Origin of the sequence: Streptomyces sp. YGL11-2 (assembly GCF_050054615.1) — a bacterium.
In the GTDB taxonomy this organism is placed as follows: Bacteria; Actinomycetota; Actinomycetes; order Streptomycetales; family Streptomycetaceae; genus Streptomyces.
Window position 1 is genome coordinate 1 of the sequence record NZ_JBNHIN010000034.1, and the last position, 21,063, is coordinate 21,063.

1 protein-coding gene is annotated in these 21,063 nt (G+C 75.2%); it reads right to left on the reverse strand.

What is annotated here, in order from left to right:
• Positions 1 to 20,812 (reverse strand): type I polyketide synthase (locus tag ACO1BR_RS30055; RefSeq protein ID WP_426798297.1); only part of this gene is annotated, 20,812 nt, incomplete at its 3' end.
• Between the last annotated feature and the right edge of the window lie 251 nt (positions 20,813 to 21,063).

Genomic DNA, 21,063 nt, shown 5'->3' on the forward strand with positions numbered 1-21,063 from the left:
CCGCGAACACCGGGAACCGGCCATACAACTCCCGACCCATCCCCACCCGCTGCGCACCCTGCCCGGAGAACAGCACCGCCAGCTTCCCGTCGGTCTCCTGGGTGACGCCGCGTACGAGTTCCCGTACGCCGGCACCGTCGGCCGCGAGGACCGCGCGGTGGGCGAACGCTGCCCGGCCGGTGGCCAGGGAGTGGCCCACGTCGACCGGTGACGGACCGGTCAGCGCCGAGACCCGCTCGATCTGCGCCTCCAGTGCGGCCTCGGACCTGCCCGACACCGGCCAGGGCACGAGGCCCGGCTGCGTGGTGGACTCCGCCGCCGCGGGCTCCTCGACGTCCGGCGCCTGCTCGAGGATGACGTGGGCGTTGGTGCCGCTCACGCCGAAGGCGGAGACGCCGGCCCGTCGGGGCTGCCCGGTCTCGGGCCAGTCCTGCTGCTCGGTGACGAGCGAGACCGCGCCGTCCGTCCAATCCACGTGCGAGGACGGGGAGTTGACGTGCAGGGTCTTGGGCAGGACGCCGTGCCGCATCGCCAGGAGCACCTTGATGGTGCCGGCGACGCCGGCGGCGGCCTGGGTGTGGCCCAGGTTCGACTTGACGGCGCCGACGAGCAGCGGGCGCCGCCTGTCCGGTCCGTAGGCGGCGATGAGGGCGTGCGCCTCGATGGGGTCGCCGAGGGTGGTGCCGGTGCCGTGGGCCTCGACGACGTCGACGTCGGCGGGGGTGAGGTCCGCGTCGGCGAGGGCCTGGCGGATGGCGCGCTGCTGGGCCCGCCCGCTGGGCGCGGTCAGCCCGTTGGAGGCACCGTCCTGGTTGACGGCGGTGCCGCGCACGATGCCCCATACGTCGTGGCCGTTGCGGCGGGCGTCGGAGAGCCGCTCCAGGACGAGGACGCCCACGCCCTCGGACCAGCTGGTGCCGTCGGCGGCGTCGGCGAAGGGCTTGCACCGCCCGTCGGCGGCCAGCCCGCCCTGGACCGTGAACTCGGTGAAGGAGTCGGGGCTGGACATGACCGAGACGCCGCCGGCCAGTGCGAGGGTGCACTCGCCACTGCGCAGGGAGTTGGCCGCCATGTGGAGGGCGACCAGCGCGGAGGAGCAGGCGGTGTCGACGGTGACGGCCGGGCCCTCCAGGCCGAAGGCGTAGGACAGGCGGCCGGACATGACGCTGGCGGTGTTGCCGGTGGCGACGTGGCCGCGCAGGTCGGCGGTGCCGGTTCCCCGGCGCAGGAGGGTGGCGTAGTCCTGGCCGTTGGTGCCGACGAACACGCCGGTGCGGCTGCCGCGCAGGGTGGTCGCGTCGATGCCGGCGCGCTCGAACGCCTCCCAGGAGGTCTCCAGCAGCAGGCGCTGCTGGGGGTCCATGGCCAGCGCCTCGCGGGGCGAGATGCCGAAGAAGGGGGCGTCGAAGAGGCCGACGCCGTCCAGGAATCCGCCTTCGAGGGTGGCGGAGGCGCCTTGGGCGAGCGCGTCGAGGTCCCAGCCGCGGTCCGCGGGGAAACCGCTGATCGCGTCCTCGCCGTGGCTCAGCAGCCGCCAGAGGTCGTCGGGGGACCGTACGCCGCCGGGGAAGCGGCAGTTGACGCCGACGATGGCGATGGGGTCGTCGTCGGCCGCCCGCCCGGCGGGGGCCGGCGTGTCGGTGCCGGGGTCGGGCAGGGTGCCCAGGAGTTCGGCGAGCAGGAAGTCGGCGAGGGAGGTTGGGGTCGGGTAGTCGTAGACGAGGGTCGCGGTCAGTTTCAGGCCGGTGGTGGCGGTGAGGGTGTTGCGCAGTTCGACGGTGGTCAGCGAGTCGAAACCGAGGTCGCTGAAGGCGCGTTCGGCGCCGATGTCCGAGGTGCCGGCGTGTCCGAGGACCGCGGCGACGTGGGTGCGCACCAGGTCCAGGACGAAGCCGGGGCGGGCGGACGGGGAGAGCTCGGCGAGCCGCCGGCGCAGGGCCGGTTCCCGCAGGGCGGCTTCCGTCGCCCCGGCGGCCGGCGTGGCCCGGCGCAGTTCGGGCAGGTCGCCGACGAGGGGGCTGGGGCGCAGCGCGGTGAACACCTCCGCGTAGCGCGGCCAGTCGATGTCGGCGAGGGTCAGCGTCGTGGCGCCCTGCTCGATCGCCCGCCGCAGGGCGGTGAGGGCCGGTCGCGGTGGCATCGGGTGGAAGCCGCCGCGGCGGATGCGGTCCTGGACGCCGGTGCCGTCGGCCGCCATGCCGGTCTCGGCCCAGGGGCCCCAGGCCAGCGAGGTGGCGGGCAGGCCGTGGGCGCGCCGGTGCTCGGCGAAGGCGTCGAGGAAGGCGTTGGCGGCGGCGTAGTTGCCCTGGCCGGGCGCGCCGAGGGTGCCGGCGACGGAGGAGAAGAGCACGAAGGCGCTCAGGTCCCGGTCGCGGGTGACCTCGTGCAGGTTGAGCGTGGCGGTGACCTTGGCACGCAGGACGGCGGTGAACTGCTCGGGGGTGAGCGTGTCCAGGGTGCCGTCGTCGATGATGCCGGCGGTGTGGAACACCGCGGTCAGCGGCTGCTCGGCGGGGACCGCGGCCAGTGCGGCGGTGAGCGCGTCGCGGTCGGCGATGTCGCACGCCGCGACGGTGACGCGGGCTCCCAGGTCCTCGATCTGTGCGACCAGTTCGGCGGCTCCGGGAGCGTCGGCGCCGCGGCGGCTGAGCAGCAGCAGGTGCGGGGCGCCCGCCTCAGCCAGCCAGCGGGCGACATGGCCGCCGAGGGCTCCGGTGCCGCCGGTGACGAGCACGGTGCCGGTAGGGCTGAACGTGCCCGTCTCGGGGGCCGGTTCGGCTCGGTGGTGTGCCAGTCGGCGGACGAAGGCCCCGGTGGTGCGCACGGCGAGCTGGTCCTCGCCGCCACTGTCGGCGAGGACGGCCGCCAGGTGGCGCAGGGTGGTGTCGTCGAGCTCGTCGGGGAGGTCGACGAGGCCGCCCCAGCGCTGCGGGTGCTCCAGTGCGGCCACCCTGCCCAGGCCCCATACGGCGGCCTGGGCGGGGCGGGCCGGGTGTTCGGCGCGGTCGACGGCCACGGCGGTGCGGGTCACGCACCACAGGGGGGCCTCGATGCCCGCGTCGCCCAGGGCCTGGACGGCGGTCGCCGTCAGCAGCACGCCCTCGGTCGTGGCGGCCTCGGTGCCCTCGCCGGCCGTCGCCAGCAGCGACAGCACGCCCGCGAACTCGCCGTGTTCGGCGGCCAGTTCGCCCAGCCGCTCGGCCAGTTCTCCGCGCTGCGGGGCGGCGACGGGAAGGCGTACGGAGTCGGCGCCCAGGGCGCCGGCGACCGCATCGGGCCAGGCCCGCTCGCCGTCGGCCGGTGCGAGCACCAGCCAGGTCCCGGCGGGTTGTCCCGCGGTGGTCGGGCCGGTGCGGCGCTTCCAGGTGGACCGGTAGCGCCAGCCGTCGACGGTGGCACGCTCCCGGCTCCGGCGCCGCCACGAGGAGAGGGCGGGCACGACGGCGGTGAGGGTGTCGTCGTCCAGTTCCAGCGAGGAGCCCAGGGATGCGAGGTCCGCGCGCTCCACCGCCGACCAGAACTCCGTGTCCGCCGCGTCGGCGGGGTGTGCGGGGGTACCGGTGACCGCGGTCGGCTCGGGCCAGTAGCGCTCGCGCTGGAAGGGGTAGGTGGGCAGGTCGATCCGGCGGGCCCCGCTGCCCGCGAACACGGCGTCCCAGTCGACCGGTGCCCCGTGGAGGTGGAGTCGGGCCAGTGCCGTGGTCAGCGCCGGGGCCTCGGGCCGGTCGCGGCGCAGAGCCGGTACGGCGGTGACGTGCTCCTGCGCGTCGGCGCCCTCGCGGACCGCGCCGCTGAGCACGGCGTCCGGGCCGAGCTCGAAGAAGGTCGTCACGCCGTGCTCGACGAGGTGCCGCACGGCGTCGGCGAAGCGGACGGTGCCCCGGACCTGCCCGGTCCAGTACTCCGGCGCGGCCAGCTCGTCGTGCGTGAGCAGAGCGCCGGTGACGGTGGACACCAGCGGCACGGCCGGTGCGTGGCAGGTGACGGAGCCGACGACGCGGGCGAAGTCCGCCAGCATCGGGTCCATGTGTGGCGAGTGGAAGGCGTGGCTGACGCGCAGCCGCTTGGTGCGGCGGCCGCGCTCCTCGAAGTGCGCCGCGACGGCCAGCACCGCGTCCTCGTCACCCGAGACGACCAGGGACGCCGGGGTGTTGACGGCGGCGACCGCGGCCCGTCCCTCGTACGGGGCGAGCGCGGCGGCCGCTTCGTCCTCGGTGGCTTCGACGGAGGCCATGGCGCCGGCAGCGGGCAGTGCGGCCATCAGCCGGCCGCGGGCGGCGACCAGGGTGCAGGCGTCCTCCAGGGAGAGGACTCCGGCGGCGTGCGCGGCGGCGAACTCTCCGATGGAGTGGCCCGCGACGTAGTCGGGGCGCAGCCCCCAGGACTCGGCGAGGCGGAACAGGGCTACTTCGAGGGCGAAGAGGGCGGGCTGGGTGTAGCGGGTGTCGTCCAGCAGGGCGGCCTCGGGGGTGTCCGGGGCGGCGAAGAGGAGTTCTCGCAGCGGCCGGTCGAGTTCGAGGTCGAAGCGGGCCAGCACCGTGTCCAGGGCCTGGGCGTAGACCGGGTGGCGGTCGTAGAGCTCGCGTCCCATTCCGGGGCGCTGGCTGCCCTGGCCGGTGAAGAGGAAGGCCAGCCGGCCGCGATCCGGGCGGCCGGTGAGCAGCCCGCCGTCGGGGGCCGCGTCGCGCAGCGCGGTCAGCGCGCGGACGAGGGCGTCGGGGTCGTCGGTGACGACGGCCGCGCGGTGCTCCAGGGCGCTGCGGGAGCCGGCGAGGGAGAACGCCACGTCGGCGAGTGGGAGTTCGGGGTGGGCGGTGAGGTGGGACAGGAGCTGTCCGGCCTGTGCGCGCAGGGCCGCTTCGGTGTGTCCGGACAGCGTCAGGGGGACGGGCGCGGGATCGGCCGGGCGGGCCGGTGCCGCGTCGGCGGCTTCCTCGGACCGCTCCTCCGGGGCCTGTTCGAGGATGGTGTGGACGTTGGTGCCGCTGAGCCCGAAGGAGGAGACGCCCGCGCGGCGCGGGTGTCCGGTGCTGGGCCAGGGAAGCGGCTCGGTGAGCAGGTGGAGGGCGCCGGAGCTCCAGTCGACGTGTGCGGAGGGCCGGTCGATGTGCAGGCTCTGCGGCACCGTGCCGTGGCGCATGGCCATGACCATCTTGATGACGCTGGCGACGCCGGACGCCATCTGGGTGTGGCCGATGTTGGACTTCACCGAGCCCAGGAGCAGCGGGTGCTCGGGGTCGCGCTCCCGGCCGTAGGTGGCGAGCAGGGCCTGCGCCTCGATGGGGTCGCCGAGGGCGGTGCCGGTCCCGTGGCCGTCGATGACGTCGACGCTGTCGGCGTCCACCTTGGCGTTGGCCAGGGCCTGGCGGATGACGCGCTGCTGGGACGGGCCGTTGGGCGCGGTCAGTCCGTTGGAGGCGCCGTCCTGGTTCACCGCGGAGCCGCGGATGACGGCCAGGACCTGGTGCCCGTTGCGGCGGGCGTCGGAGAGCCGTTCGACGAGGACCAGGCCGACGCCCTCGGCCAGGCTCATGCCGTCGGCCTGGTCGGAGTACGCCTTGCAGCGGCCGTCGGCGGCCATCGCGCGCTGCCGGCTGAAGCCGACGAAGGCGCCGGGCGTGGACATGATGCTGACGCCGCCCGCGAGGGCCAGGGAGCTCTCGCCGTTGCGCAGGGACTGGCAGGCCAGGTGCAGGGCGACCAGGGACGAGGAGCAGGCGGTGTCGAGGGAGACGGCCGGGCCCTCGAAGCCGTAGGTGTAGGAGAGCCGGCCGGACAGGACGCTGGAGATGGTGCCGGTGATCAGGTGTCCCTCGGCGCCCTCCGGGCTCGCGCCGGCGGCTCCGTAGTCCTGGTAACTGGCGCCGATGAAGGTGCCGGTGCTGGTGCCGCGCAGGGTGGCGGCGTCGATCCCGGCACGCTCCATCGCCTCCCAGGAGGTCTCCAGCAGCAGCCGCTGCTGCGGGTCCATGGCCAGCGCCTCGCGGGGCGAGATGCCGAAGAAGGAGGCGTCGAACTCGGCGGCGTCGTGGAGGAATCCGCCCCGGGTCGAGTAGGTGTGTCCGGCCCGGTCGGGGTCGGGGTCGTAGAGGCTTTCGGCGTCCCAGCCGCGGTCGGTGGGGAACTCGCTGGTGGCGTCGCCCCCCTCGCCGACCAGGCGCCACAGGTCCTCCGGTGAGCCGATGCCGCCGGGGTAGCGGCAGCTCATGCCGATGATGGCGATGGGCTCGTCGTCGGCGGCGGTGTGTGTGGTCGTGGTGGTGGTGCCCGTGGCGGACCCGACGAGGGATTCGCGCAGGAAGGCGACGAGGGCCTGCGGGTTGGGGTAGTCGAAGACCATGGTGCTCGGCAGCGCGAGCCCGGTCACGGCGGCGAGCCGGTTGCGCAGGTCGACGGCGGTCAGCGAGTCGAATCCGACGTCGCGGAAGGCGCGTTGTCCGGAGAGCACGTCGGGTGAGGCGTGGCCGAGCGCGGTGGCGGCCTCGCCGCGGACGAGGTCCAGCAGGAGCCTCTCCTGCTCGACGGCGGCCAGCCCGAGGAGCCGGTTGGCGAACTCGCTGCCGGAGTCCTTGACCTGGGCGGTGTTCTCCGCGAGCCGCTGGACTTCGGGCAGGTCGTCGAAGAGCCGGGTGGGCCGCGCGGCGGTGAAGACCGGGTAGTAGCGCTCCCAGTCCACGTCGGCGACGGCCAGGTGCGTCTCGTCGTCGTCGAGGACCTGGCGCAGCCCGGTGAGGGCCAACTGCGGGTCCATGAAGACCAGTCCGCTGCGGCGGATCTGGCCGGGGTCGACGCGGCCGAGCTTGAGGTCGTCGGCCCAGATGCCCCAGGAGACGGCGGTGGCCCGGGCGCCGCGGGCGCGGCGGTGTTCGGCCAGGGCGTCGAGGTAGGCGTTGCCGGCGACGTAGGCGGCGTGGGCGCCGCTGCCCCACATGCCGGCGGTGGACGAGTACAGGACGAAGGCGTCGAGGTCGTCGTCGAGCAGTTCGTCCAGGTGCCGGGCTCCGGTGACCTTGGCGTCCATGACCCGCGCGAAGTCGTCGAGGGTCGTCTCGTGCAGCGTCGCCAGCTCGATGGTGACGGCGGTGTGCACGACGGTGCGCACGGTGCGGCCCTCGGCCGCGAGCGTGGCGAGCATCTGGGCGACCGCGTCGCGGTCGGTCAGGTCGCAGGCGACGACGTCGGCCTCGCAGCCCAACTCGGCCAGTTCCCGGACGATGTCGTCGGATCCGGGGGCGGCCGGGCCGCGGCGGCTGGTGAGCACGACGTGCTCGGCGCCCTGCTGGGCGAGCCAGCGCGCCAGGTGCGGGGCGAGCGTGCCGGTGCCGCCCGTGACGAGGGTGGTGCCCCTCGGCGTCCAGGGGTTGGCCGGAGCGGTGTCCGCGGGGGTGGCGCGCACGACGCGGCGGGCGAGGACGCCCGAGGCGCGGACGGCGAGCTGGTCCTCGCCGGTACGGCCGGTCAGGACCGCGGCCAGGCGCTCACCGGCCCGCGGGTCCAGTTCCTCGGGCAGGTCGACCAGACCGCCCCAGCGGTCCGGGTGTTCGAGGGCGGCCGTCCAGCCGAGGCCGTGGATCTGGGCCTGGGCGGGGCGGGTGAGCCGGTCCGCGCGGCCGGTGGAGACGGCGCCCCGGGTCAGGCACCACAGGGGTGCGTCGATCCCGGCGTCGCCGAGTGCCTGGACGAGCCCGACGGTCAGGGCCACCGCGCGGCTGAGCGCCGGGTGGTGCGGGCTCGGCTCCTCTGCCGCGGCCAGCAGCGACACCACGCCCGCGAGGTCCGCGGCGCCGTCGAGGTCGGTCAGGCGCGCGGCCAGCGTCGCCCGGTCCAGGCAGGCGTCGTCGAGGACGAGGGTGCGTGTCTGGGCGCCGTGCGCGGCGAGGGCGCCGGTGATGTCCTCGCCGGCGGTGTCCTCGGTGGTGACGACGAGCCAGGTGCCGGTCAGGGCCGCCGTGGGGAGGGCGGTCAGCGGCTGCCAGGTGGCGCGGTAGCGCCAGGAGTCCACGGCCGCCAGGTCGCGGCGGCGCCGGCGCCAGTCGGTCAGGGCCGGCAGGACGGGCTCCAGGGCGGTGCGGTCCAGGCGCAGGCTGGAGGCGAGGGAGTCGACGTCCGCCTCCTCCACCGCGGTCCAGAACTCCGCGTCCGCGGGGTCCGCTTCGGGCCGGTGCGCAGGCCGGTCGGGGATGGCCCACATCTGCTCGCGCTGGAAGGCGTAGGTGGGCAGGGGTACCCGGCGGGCGCCGGTGCCGGCGAAGACACCGGGCCAGTCGGCGTGCGCGCCCCGGACGAACGCCTCGGCGAGGGAGGTCAGGAAGCGGTCGGTGCCGCCCGCGTCGCGCCGGAGCGTGCCGAGCACCGCGGCCGTGCTGCCGGCTTCCTCGGCGGTGGCCTGGACGCCCATGGCGAGTACGGGGTGGGAGCTGACCTCGATGAAGAAGTGGTGGTTCTGGGCGAGGAGTTCGCGGATGGCGGGCTGGAAGCGGACGGTCTGCCGCAGGTTGGTGTACCAGTAGTCGGCGTCCATGCCGGTGGTGTCCAGCCAGTCGCCGGTGACGGTGGAGAAGAACGGCACCTGCGACGGGCCCGGGCGCACCGGGGCGAGGACGGTGTGCAGTTCGTCCCGCACCCGCTCGACCTCGGCGGAGTGCGAGGCGTAGTCCACGGCGATGCGCCTGGCGCGGATGTCCTCGCCGACCAGCTCGGCCTGGAGGGCGTCCAGCGGGGCGACGGCGCCGGCGACGACGGTGGACCGGGGGCCGTTGACCGCGGCGACCGACAGGTCGTTGTACCCGGCGGCCCCGGCGAGGCGCGCTTCGACGTCGGCGACGGGCAGCGGGACCGACATCATGCCGCCGGTTCCGGCCAGCCCGCGGGCGATGGCCTGGCTGCGCAGCGCGACGACGCGGGCCGCGTCCTGCAGGGAGAGCGCCCCGGCGACGGCCGCCGCGGCGATCTCGCCCTGCGAGTGGCCGACCACGGCGTCGGGGGTGATGCCGTGGGAGGCCCACAACGCGGCCAGGGAGACCATGACGGCGAAGGAGGCGGGCTGGACGACGTCGACGCGCTCCAGCGTCGGCGCGCCGTCGGCCTGGCGCAGCACGTCGAGCAGGGACCAGTCGGTGAACTCCGAGAGGGCGGTGGCGCATTCGGTCAGGCGCTCGGCGAAGACCGGGGACTCCTCAAGGAGCCGTGCGCCCATGCCGACCCACTGGGAGCCCTGGCCGGGGAAGACGAAGACGGTCTTGCCCTCGGTGTCGGCGGTGCCCTGGACGAGGCCGGGGGCGGAGCCGCCGGCGGCGAGGGCGTCGAGTGCCGCGCGGCGGGTTTGGCCGTCGGTGCCGACGACGACGGCGCGGTGGTCGAAGAGGGTGCGCGAGGCCACCAGGCTGTGGCCGACGTCCACCGCGCCGGGCGCCTGCCCGCCGTCGAGGTGGGCGGCGAGGTGCGCGGCCTGGGCGTGCAGGGCTCCGGGGGTCCGGGCGGACAGCACCCACGGGACGACGCCGCCGGCCGGGGGCACCGTCGGCGCGGGGGCCGTCTCGTGCGGGCGGGGGGCCTCTTCGAGGATGGTGTGGGCGTTGGTCCCGCTGATGCCGAAGGAGGAGACCGCGCAGCGGCGTGGGCGCTCGCCCACGGGCCAGTCGGCGGGTTCGTTCAGCAGGGCGACGGTGCCCGGGGTCCAGTCGATGTGGCCGGAGGGTGTCTCCGCGTGCAGGGTGCGCGGCAGTTGTCCGTGGCGCAGGGCCAGGATCATCTTGATGACGCCGGCCACGCCGGCCGCCGACTGGGTGTGGCCGATGTTGGACTTGACGGAGCCCAGCAGCAGCGGGCTCTGCGGGTCGCGGTCCCGGCCGTAGGTGGCGAGCAGGGCCTGCGCTTCGATGGGGTCGCCCAGGGCGGTGCCGGTCCCGTGGGCCTCGACGGCGTCAATGTCCGCCGGGTTCAGGCGGGAGTTGGCCAGGGCCTGGCGGATGACGCGCTGCTGGGACGGGCCGTTGGGGGCGGACAGACCGTTGGAGGCGCCGTCCTGGTTGATGGCCGAGCCGCGGACGACGGCGAGGATCTCGTGGCCGTTGCGCTGGGCGTCCGAGAGGCGTTCCAGGACGAGGATGCCGACGCCTTCGGCGAGGGTCATGCCGTCGGCGCCGTCGGAGAACGCCTTGCAGCGGCCGTCGTTGGCCAGCGCCCGCTGCCGGCTGAAGGCGACGAACGGGTTGGGGTTGGTCATCACGGTCGCGCCACCGGCCAGGGCCAGGGAGCTCTCGCCGTTGCGCAGCGACTGGCAGGCCAGGTGCAGGGCGACCAGGGACGAGGAGCAGGCGGTGTCGACGGTGACGGCCGGTCCTTCGAGGCCGAAGAGGTAGGCCAGGCGCCCGGAGAGCACGCTGGGGCTGGTGCCGGTCACCAGGTGGCCGGCGGAGCCGTCCTCGACGCCGAGTCCGTACTCCTGGTAGGTGGAGCCGACGAAGGTGCCGGTCGCGCTGCCGTGGACGGTGGTGGGGTCGATGCCGGCGTGCTCGAACGCCTCCCAGGTGGTCTCCAGCAGCAGCCGCTGCTGGGGGTCCATGGACAGCGCCTCGCGCGGCGAGATGCCGAAGAAGGAGGCGTCGAACTCGCCCGCGTCGTGCAGGAAACCGCCCTGGGTGGAGTACGTGGTGCCGGGGTTGTCCGGGTCCGGGTGGTAGAGCTCGGTGTTCCAGCCGCGGTTGACGGGGAAGTCGGTGATGGCGTCGACGCCGTCGCTGAGGAGGTCCCAGAGCTGCTGCGGGGAGCGGACGCCGCCGGGGAAGCGGCAGCTCATGCCGACGATGGCGATGGGCTCGTCGAAGCCTCCCGACGTCGACACGGCCACGGCCGCCGGGGCGGCCTGGGCGCCGCCGGTGCCCAGGAGTTCCTCGCGCAGGTGGCGGGCGAGGACGGCGGGGGTCGGGTGGTCGAAGACGAGGGTGGCGGGCAGCGCCAGGCCGGTGAGGGCGGCCAGCCGCTTGCGCAGTTCCACCGCGGTCAGCGAGTCGAAGCCGGCGTCGCGGAAGGCCCGCCGCTCCGAGATGGCGTCCGGGGAGTCGTGGCCGAGGGCGGCGGCCGCCTCGGCGCGCACCAGGTCGGCCAGCAGCCGCTCCTGCTCGTCCTGGTCCAGGCCGCGCAGGCGGGCGGCGAACTGCGGCGCGGCGCTCTCGCCCGCGCTGTCGGCGTGGACGAGGGCCTGGACCTCGGGCAGTTCGTCGAACAAGACGCTGGGGCGGGCGGAGGTGAAGAGGGGGTGGTAGCGCTCCCAGTCGATGTCGGCGACGGTGACCGTGACGTCGTCGTGGACGAGTGCGCGCCGCAGTTCGGCCAGGGCGGTCGAGGGCGCGAGGAAACGCAGTCCGCGCTGGTGGAGTTGGTGCGTGACGGCCTCGTCGGTGGCCATGCCCGCCTCGGCCCAGGGTCCCCAGGCCACCGAGGTGGCGGGCAGGCCGCGGGCGCGCCGGTGCTCGGCGAGGGCGTCGAGGTAGGCGTTGGCGGCGCCGTAGGCGCTCTGCCCGGCGCTGCCGAACACGCCGGCGATGGACGAGATGAGGACGAAGAAGTCCAGGTCGTGGCCCTCCAGGAGGGCGTCGAGGTGGGCCGCGCCGAGCATCTTGGCGGACATCGCCGCCGCGGCGTCCGCCAGCGGGGTGTGGGTGAGGGCGGCGTTCTGGCCGACGCCGGCCGCGTGCACGACGCCGGTCAGCGGGTGCTCCGCGGGGACGGCGGCCAGGAGCGCGGCGAGCGCGTCACGGTCGGCGGTGTCGCAGGCCACGATGGTGACCTCGGTCCCCAAGCCCTCGATTTCCGCGGCGAGTTCACCGGCGCCGGGGGCGTCGGGTCCGCGGCGGCTGGTGAGGAGGAGGTGCGCGGCGCCGCTGCGGGCGAGCCAGCGCGCCACCTCGGCGCCGAGCGCTCCGGTGCCGCCGGTGACGAGCACGGTGCCGCGCGCGGTGAACGCCTCGGCCGGGGGCAGTTCGGCCTGCGGGTGGCGCACCAGGCGCCGGCCGAGCGCTCCGGTGGCGCGGAGGGCGATCTGGTCCTCGCCGCCCTGTGCGGCCAGCGCGCTGACGAGGTGTTGGGCGGCGGGGGCGTCGAGGGCGGGGGGCAGGTCGAGCAGGCCGCTCCACAGCTGCGGGTGCTCCAGGGCGGCGACCCGGCCCAGGCCCCAGACGGCGGCCTGGAGCGGGTCGGTGACCGGGTCGTCGGTGCCGGTGGTGACGGCGCCGCGGGTCAGGGTCCACAGCGGGGCGGCGAGATCGGTGTCGGCCAGTGCCTGGATCAGGACGAGGCTCAGCGCGAGCCCGGTGGGCGGCTCGGCGCCGACCTCGGTGCCGGGGCCGTCGGCGAGCGGGAGCAGGGACAGGATGCCGGCGAAGGCGCGGTCCGGTGCCCGTACCGCGTCGAGTCGGGCGGCGAGTTCGGCGCGGTCGTGGCAGGCGGCGTCCAGGACGAGGGTCTCGAACTGGGCTCCGTGGCCGCGCAGCGCTTCGAGGACCTCGTCGCTGTCGATGCCCTCGGTGGTGACGAGCAGCCAGGTGCCGTCGAGGACGGGCGCGGCACTCGCCCGCACGGGGCGCCAGGCGACGCGGTAGCGGGTGGAGTCCAGCAGGGCCTTCTCGTGCCGGTGCTGGCGCCAGGAGGACAGCGCGGGCAGCAGCGCGTACAGGGAGGCGTGCTGTTCGTCGCGGAGCCCCAGGAGGGTGGCCAGTTCGGTGGCGTCGCCGCGTTCGACGGCGCTCCACAGGTCGGCGTCCGCGGGGTCGGGGGTGCCCTGCGCGAGACGGACCGGGGCCGGCTCCGGCCAGTAGTGCTCGTGCTGGAAGGCGTAGGTGGGCAGGTCGAGGAGGCGGGCTCCGGTGCCGGCGAGGTACCCGGACCAGTCGACGGCCGTGCCCCGTACGTGCAGGCGGGCGAGCGCGGTGGCCACGCCGCGCTCCTCGCCGCGCCCGCCGCGCAGCAGCGCGACGAAGTCCGCGTCCGTCTCGTCGCCCAGGGTGTCCTGGGCGGGCGCCGACAGCACGCTGTCGGGCCCGAGTTCGAGGAAGGTGCCGGCGCCGCAGGCGTGTGCGGCGCGCACGGTGTCGGCGAAGCGGACGGTGCCGCGGGCGTGCGCGACCCAGTAGTCCGCGGAGCGCAGCTCGTCGTCGGTGGCGGGCCGTCCGGTGAGGCCGGAGATGACGGTCACCTCCGGCGCGCCGTAGGTGAGCTGCGCGGCAACCTCGCGCAGGTCGTCGAGCGCGGGCTCCATGAGCGGCGAGTGGAACGCGTGACTGACCTTCAGGCGCTTGGTCCTGCGGCCCTGCGCGGCGAAGTGGGCGGCGACCTCCTCGGCCGCGGCCGGCTCTCCGGCGACGACGACGGCGCGGGGGCCGTTGACCGCGGCGAGGGACACCTCGTGCTCGCGCCCGGTGAGCAGCGGGGCCACCTCGTCCTCGGTGGCCTCCAGGGAAATCATCGTGCCGTGGGCGGGCAGCGCCTGCATCAGCCGTCCCCGCGCGGCGACCAGGCGGGCCGCGTCCGGGAGCGAGAGGACGCCGGCGACGTGCGCGGCGGCGATCTCGCCGACGGAGTGGCCCAGCAGGACGTCGGGGCGTATTCCCCAGGTGTGCAGCAGCCGGTAGAGCGCGACCTCGATGGCGAACAGGGCCGGCTGGGTCCACTCGGTGCGGTCCAGCAGCTCCGCCTCGGGGCTGCCCTCCGGGGCGAACAGGACGTCCTTGAGGGGGCGGTCCAGGTGCGCGTCGAGGGCGGCGGTCACCTCGTCCAGGGCACGGGCGAACGCGGGGAAGCGGGCGGCGAGTTCCCGGCCCGCGCCGGGTCGCTGGCTGCCCTGTCCGGCGAACAGCACGGACAGCTTGCCGGCGCCGCCGATCTCGCCTTCGGTGAGCGCCGCGTCGGGGCGGTCCGCGGCCAGGTTGGCCAGCGCGCGCAGCAGTTCGTCATGGTCGCCGGTGACGACGGCGCGCTGGTCGAAGGCCGAGCGGGTGGTGGCGAGGGAGAGCGCGACGTCGGCCGGGTCGAGGGCGGGTCGCTGGTCGAGGAAGGTTCGCAGGCGGGCGGCCTGGTCCCGCAGCGCCGCCCGGCTCTTGCCCGACAGGGTCCAGGGCACGACGGCCGGGCCGGGCTCCGGCTGTTCGCGCCGGTCGGGGGTGGCCGGCGGCTGCTCGACGATGAGGTGCGCGTTGGTGCCACTGAAGCCGAAGGAGGAGACGGCGGCGCGGCGCGGCCGGCCGGTCCCCGGCCAGGGCGCCTCCTCGGTGAGCAGGCGCACCGCTCCGGTGTCCCACTCCACGTGCGAGGACGGCTCGTCGGCGTGCAGGGTGCGGGGCAGCACGCCGTGGTCCATGGCCATGACCATCTTGATGACGCCGGCGGCACCGGCCGCGGCCTGGGTGTGGCCGATGTTGGACTTGACGGAGCCGAGCAGCAGCGGGCTCTGCGCGTCGCGGTCCTGGCCGTAGGCGGCGAGCAGGGCCTGGGCCTCGATGGGGTCGCCGAGGGCGGTGCCGGTGCCGTGGCCCTCCACGGCGTCGATGTCGGCGGCGGTCAGGCCGGCGGCGGCCAGTGCCTGCCGGATGACCCGTTGCTGGGAGGGGCCGTTGGGGGCGGTCAGGCCGTTGGAGGCGCCGTCCTGGTTGACGGCGGATCCGCGGACGACGGCCAGCACGTGGTGGCCGTTGCGGCGGGCGTCGGAGAGGCGCTCCAGGACGAGCATGCCCACGCCCTCGGACCAGCCGACGCCGTCGGCGCCGTCGGAGAACGCCTTGCAGCGGCCGTCCGGGGACAGGCCGCGCTGCCGGGAGAACTCGATGAGGGCGCCGGGCGTCGACATGACCGTGACGCCGCCGGCCAGCGCGAGCGAGCACTCCCCCGCGCGCAGCGCCTGCATCGCCCAGTGCATGGCGACCAGCGAGGACGAGCACGCGGTGTCGACGGTGACGGCGGGGCCTTCGAGTCCAAGGGTGTAGGAGATGCGCCCGGAGGCGACGCTCGGGGCGGTGCCGCTGCCCTGGTGGCCCTCGAACTGCCCGCCGGAGAGCACCGTGGCGTAGTCGTTGTACATCACGCCCGCGAACACGCCGGTCTGGCTGCCACGGAGGGACACCGGGTCGATGCCCGCGCGCTCGACAGCCTCCCAGGACGCTTCGAGGAGCAGCCGCTGCTGGGGGTCGGTGGCCAGGGCCTCGCGGGGGCTCATCCCGAAGAAGGCGGGGTCGAAGTCGGCGGCGGTGTGCAGGAATCCGCCGAAGCGCGAGTAGGAGGTGCCGGTGCGGTCCGGGTCCGGGTCGTAGAGCGCGTCCAGGTCCCAACCGCGGTCGGTGGGCAGGCCCGAGATGGCGTCGGTGCCCTCGCGCACCAGGCGCCAGAGGTCCTCGGGCGAGGCGACGCCGCCGGGGTAGCGGCAGCTCATGCCGACGATGACGATGGGGTCCTCGTCGGTGGCGGCGCGGGGGGCGCTGACCGCGGTGGCGGCCTCGGAGCCCATGAGTTCGGCGAGGAGGTGCGCGGCGAGGGCGTCGACGGTCGGGTAGTCGAAGATGACCGTGGCGGCGGTGCGCAGGCCGGTGGCCGCGCTGAGCCGGTTGCGGAGCTCCACGGCGGTCAGCGAGTCGAAGCCCAGTTCCCGCAGCGGGCGCCGGGCATCGATGTCGGCGGTGCTGGAGTGGCCGAGCACGGCGGCCACTTGGCCGGCGACGAGGTCGAGCATGACCTCGCGGCGGTCGGTCGGGTCCAACCGGGACAGCCTCTGCACGAGGGTGACGGCGGCCTCGGAGCCGGAGACCACCGCGCGGCGGGCGGGGGTGCGGATCAGACCGCGCCACAGCGCCGGTATCTCGCTCTGGAGACGCAGGACGGACAGGTCGAACCGGGTCGGGAGCAGGGCGGCGGCGTCCGTGGCGGTGGCCGCGTCGAAGAGGGCGGTGCCCTGTTCCTCGGTGAGCGCCGGCGTTCCCCTACGGGCCAGTCGGTCGAGATCCTCGTCGGTCAGGCCGCCGGTCATGCCGGCGGTGGGCTCCCACGGGCCCCAGGCCAGGGAGAGGCCCGGCAGGCCCTGGGCGCGCCGCAGTTGGGCGAGCGCGTCGAGGAAGGCGTTGGCGGCGGCGTAGTTGCCCTGGCCCGCCGCGCCGACGGTGCCGGAGAGGGAGGAGAAGACGACGAAGGCGGCCAGGTCCAGGTCCGAGGTGGCTTCGTGGAGGTGCCACACGGCGTCGGCCTTGGGCCGCAGGACGGCGCTGATCCGCTCGGGGGTGAGCGACTCGATCACCCCGTCGTCGAGGGTGCCGGCGCTGTGCACGACGGCGGTGACGGGGTGCTGGGCGGGCACCTCGGCCAGCAGCCGCCGCACGGCGGCGCGATCGGCCAGGTCGCAGGCGGCGAGGGTCACCTGCGCGCCGTGCTGGGTCAGTTCGGCCACGAGCTCCGCCGCGCCGTCTGCCTCGGCACCGCGACGGCTGGCCAGCAGCAGGTGTCGCACGCCGCGCTCGGCGACCAGATGCCGGGCCAGTACGCGGCCCAGGCCGCCGGTGGCCCCGGTGAGGACCACGGTGCCCTCCGGGTCCCACTCCGTGGCGCGCTGCGACACCCGGGCGCGGGCGAGCCGCGCGGTGAGCACGGCGGTGCCGCGGACGGCGGTCTGCGGCTCGTCCGGGGCCAGCGCCAGGGCCCGCGTCAGGGGTTCCGCGGCGGGCTCGGCGGTGGCGGGGTCGAGGTCCAACAGCCCGAAGCGGTCGGGGTGTTCGCTCTGCGCCGCCCGGACCAGGCCCCAGACGGCGGCGGTCACCGGGTCCGGCACCTGCCGGGCGTCGGTGGCGACCGCGCCCCGGGTGACGAAGACCAGCCGGGCCGCGGCGTACCGCTCGTCCTGCAGCCAGGTCCGCAGGCGCGCGAGGACGTCGGCGGTGCGGGTGTGCACGGCGGTGACGACTTCGTCGCCGGCGGCGCCGGCCGCGCCCTCGACGGAGGCCAGGACCACGTCCGGGACGGGTGTGGCTGCGTCCGGGTCGGGCAGCGCCGTGACGGTGCGGTCCGGCGTCGAGAGGGCCCCCGCCAGGCCGAAGGGGTCCTGGCCAAGGACGGCGACCGAGGCGGGCGCCGCCTGGGGGGCCGGCGGCTGTTCGGTCCAGCGCAGCTCGAACAGGGCCTCGCGGACGAGGGAGTTGGCGGCGTCCAGCTCCGCGTCGGGCAGGGTGCGCAGCACGAGCGAGCCGATGGAGGCGACGGGCGCGCCGGTGGTGTCGGCGACCGCGATCGCCACCGCGTCGTCGTCGACCGGGGTCAACTTCACCCGGACCGTGGTCGCGCCGCTCGCGTGCAGGGTCACGTCCTGCCACAGGAAGGGCAGCCCGCCGCGGGCGGTCTCGCCCAGGTCGGCGAAGGCCGCGGCGTGCAACGCGGCGTCCAGCAGGGCCGGGTGGATCCCGAACGACGCGGTGGCGTCGGCGTCGGCAGCCTGCGGCAGCGCCACCTCGGCGTAGACGTCGTCGCCGCTGCGCCAGGCGGCGCGCAGGCCCTGGAACAGGGGGCCGTACCCGAAGCCGGTGTCGGCCATGCGGTCGTAGAAGCCGTCCAGGTCCACCGGGCGCGCGTTCGCGGGGGGCCAGACGGTGGCGTCGAAGTCGGCGCGGTGCTCGCCGGTGACGAGGGTGCCGGTGGCGTGCTGGGTCCAGGGGAGCTCCTCCGGCCCGTCGGGGCGGGAGTGGACGCTCACGGTGCGGCGGCCGGTCTCGTCGGGGCTGCCCACCCACACCTGCACTTGGACGCCGCCCTCCTCGGGCAGCACCAGCGGGGCGGCCAGGGTGAGTTCCTCCACCCGGCCGCAGCCGGCCTCGTCCCCGGCTCGGACGGCCAGTTCCAGGAAGGCGGTGCCCGGCAGCAGCACGGTGCCGCGCACGGCGTGGTCGGCGAGCCAGGGATGGGTGCGCCGTGAGAGTCGGCCGGTGAGCAGCAGGCCGTCGGCGTTGGCGACCGAAACGGCCGCGGTCAGCAGTGGGTGGTGCGCCGCGCCCAGACCGGCGGCGCGCACGTCACCGCCCGTCGCGGGCACGTTCCTGGGCCAGTAGCGGCGACGCTGGAAGGCGTAGGTGGGCAGGTCGGTGTGCGCGGCGCCGGTGCCCTGGAAGTAGGGCTCCCACTCGACGGTCACGCCGCGGGTGTGCAGGCCGGCGAGCGCGGTGGTGAGGGTCTCGGCCTCGGGGCGGCCGGGCCGCAGCACGGCGAGCGTCGCGGGCACACCGTCGGCGGGTTCGGCGGCACCGGTCGCGCCCAGGCAGGTCTGGGCCATGGCGGACAGGACGCCGTCCGGGCCCAGTTCCAGGAAGGTGGCGGCGCCGTGGCCGTCGAGCCAGGCGAGGGCATCGGCGAACCGCACGGCGTGCCGGGCGTGGTCCACCCAGTAGTCGGGTGAGGTCAGCTGCTCCACCGTGGCGAGGGTGCCGGTCAGGCCGGAGACGACCGGGAACTCGGGTGCCTGCGGGGTGAGTCCGGCGACGACCGAGCGGAACTCGGCCAGCATCGGCTCCATGAGCGGGGAGTGGAAGGCGTGCGAGACGCGCAGCCGCTTGGTCTTGCGGCCGAGCGCGGCGAAGTGCTCGGCGACGGCGGTGACGTCGTCGGTCTCCCCTGCGACCACGACGGCCTCGGGCCCGTTGATCGCGGCGATCGAGGCCCGCTCCTCCCGGCCCGCCAGCAGGGGCCGGACCTCCTCTTCGGTGGCTTCGAGGGAGATCATGGCGCCGCCGTCGGGCAGCGCCTGCATGAGGCGGCCGCGGGCGAGTACCAGGGCCGCCGCGTCGGCCACGGTGAAGACGCCGGCCACGTGCGCCGCGGCGATCTCGCCGATGGAGTGCCCGGCGAGGAAGTCCGGTTTGATGCCGAGGGATTCGGCGAGCCGGTACAGCGCCACCTCGATGGCGAAGAGCGCGGGCTGGGCGTAGCCGGTCTCGTTGAGCAGGTCGGCCTCGGGCGTGCCCTCGGCGGCGAACAGCAGCTCCTTCAGGGGTCGTTGCAGGCCCTGGTCGAGGTGGTCGAGGACCTCTTCGAGGGCGGCGGCGAAGGCGGGGAAACGGGCGGCCAGCTCACGCCCCATGCCGGGCCGCTGGGAGCCCTGGCCGGCGAAGAGGAAGGCCAGCTTGGACCGGGTCCGGGCGGTGTCCTGCACCAGGCCCGGGGCGGGTGTGCCGTCGGCGAGCGCGGTGAGGGCGGCACGGGCGCCGTCCAGGTCGGCGGCGAGGAAGGCGGCGCGGTGTTCCAGACCGGAGCGGGCCGTGGCAAGGGAGTAGGCCACGTCCGTGGGCGTGGGAGCGGGGTGCGTGGAGAGGTGGTCGAGCAGCCGCGCGGCCTGGGCCCGCAGCGCCTCGCGGGTGCGGCCGGAGACGAGCCACGGGACGGCGCCGGCCGGCACGGTCTCGGTGGCCGGAAGTGCGGCGTCCTCCTGGTCGGGCTCGGGGGACGGGGCGGCCGGGGCCTCCTCCAGGATGGTGTGCGCGTTGGTGCCACTGAGCCCGAACGAGGAGACGCCGGCCCGGCGCGGCTGTTCGCCCTGGGGCCAGGGGACCTGCTCGGTGAGCAGGCGCACGGCTCCCTGGGACCAGTCGACGTGCGAGGACGGGGCGTCCACATGGAGCGTGCGCGGGAGCAGGCCGTGCCGCATCGCCAGCACCATCTTGATGACGCCGGCCATGCCGGCCGCCGCCTGGGTGTGGCCGAGGTTGGACTTGACGGCGCCCAGCAGCAGCGGGTGCTCCTCGTCGCGGTTGCGACCGTAGGTCGCCAGCAGTGCCTGGGCCTCGACCGGGTCGCCGAGGGTGGTTCCGGTGCCGTGCGCCTCGACGACGTCGACCTCGTCGGCCGAGAGCCGCGCGCTAACCAGCGCCTGCTCGATGACCCGTTGCTGCGAGGGGCCGTGGGGCGCGGTCAGCCCGTTGGAGGCGCCGTCCTGGTTGATGGCGGAGCCCCGGACGACGGCCAGGATCTCGTGCCCGTTGCGGCGGGCCTCCGAGAGGCGTTCCAGGACCAGGACGCCCACACCCTCGGCCCAGCCGGTGCCGTTGGCGGAGTCGGCGAAGGAGCGGCAGCGCCCGTCGGGCGAGAGCCCGCCCTGGCGGCTGAACTCGACGAAGGTGGTGGGGCTGGACATCACGGTGACGCCGGCGGCCAGCGCCAGGGAGCACTCGCCCTGGCGCAGCGAGTGGGCGGCCAGGTGCAGGGCCACGAGGGAGGACGAGCAGGCGGTGTCGATGGTGACCGCCGGGCCGACGGCGCCGTAGAAGTACGCGAGCCGGCCGGAGATGATGCTGGTGGTGGTGCCCGTCAGGGCAAAGCCCTGGACGTCGTCGTCCGGGCCCACCCTGTATTCCTGGGGCATCGCCCCGACGAACATGCCGGTCCTGGTGCCCCGGACCGCCGCCGGGTCGATGCCGGCCCGCTCGAAAGCCTCCCAGGAGGACTCCAGCAGCAGTCGCTGCTGCGGGTCCATGGCGAGCGCCTCACGGGGGGAGATCCCGAAGAAGGAGGCGTCGAACTCGGCCGCGTCGTGCAGGAATCCGCCGGAGAACTCCCCGGCGTCCTCGGCCGCCAGCTCCCAGCCGCGGTCGTCGGGGGACGCCGTGATGCCGTCCCCGTCCGCGACGAGCAGGGACCAGAGATCCTCGGGGCTGCTCACCCCTCCCGGGAAGCGGCAGCTCATGCCCACGATCGCAATCGGCTCGCGGGAGGCCGCCTCCAGCTCGCTCACCCGCTGCCGGGAGCGCCGCAGGTCGGCGCCGGCCCGCTTGAGGTAGTCGCGGAGCTTCTGTTCCTGGTCGATGTTCGCCACGTTCAACCCAACCCATCTCAAGACCGGCGGACAGCAGAGGATTTCGATGTGGGCATCCGGCGCTGGGGACAGCTGTGCCACAGCGACTGAGTTATCTGTGTGCCCGACATGAGCAGCTCGACTTCCCGCACGCCACCTGCCCAGTCTCGACGGGGGCGGCCATGGAATTCCCTAGTGTCGGCCGGCCCCCCGGACAGGCCGCGCACAAGTGAGCCGGGGGTGCCGCGGATGATCCGCGGCAC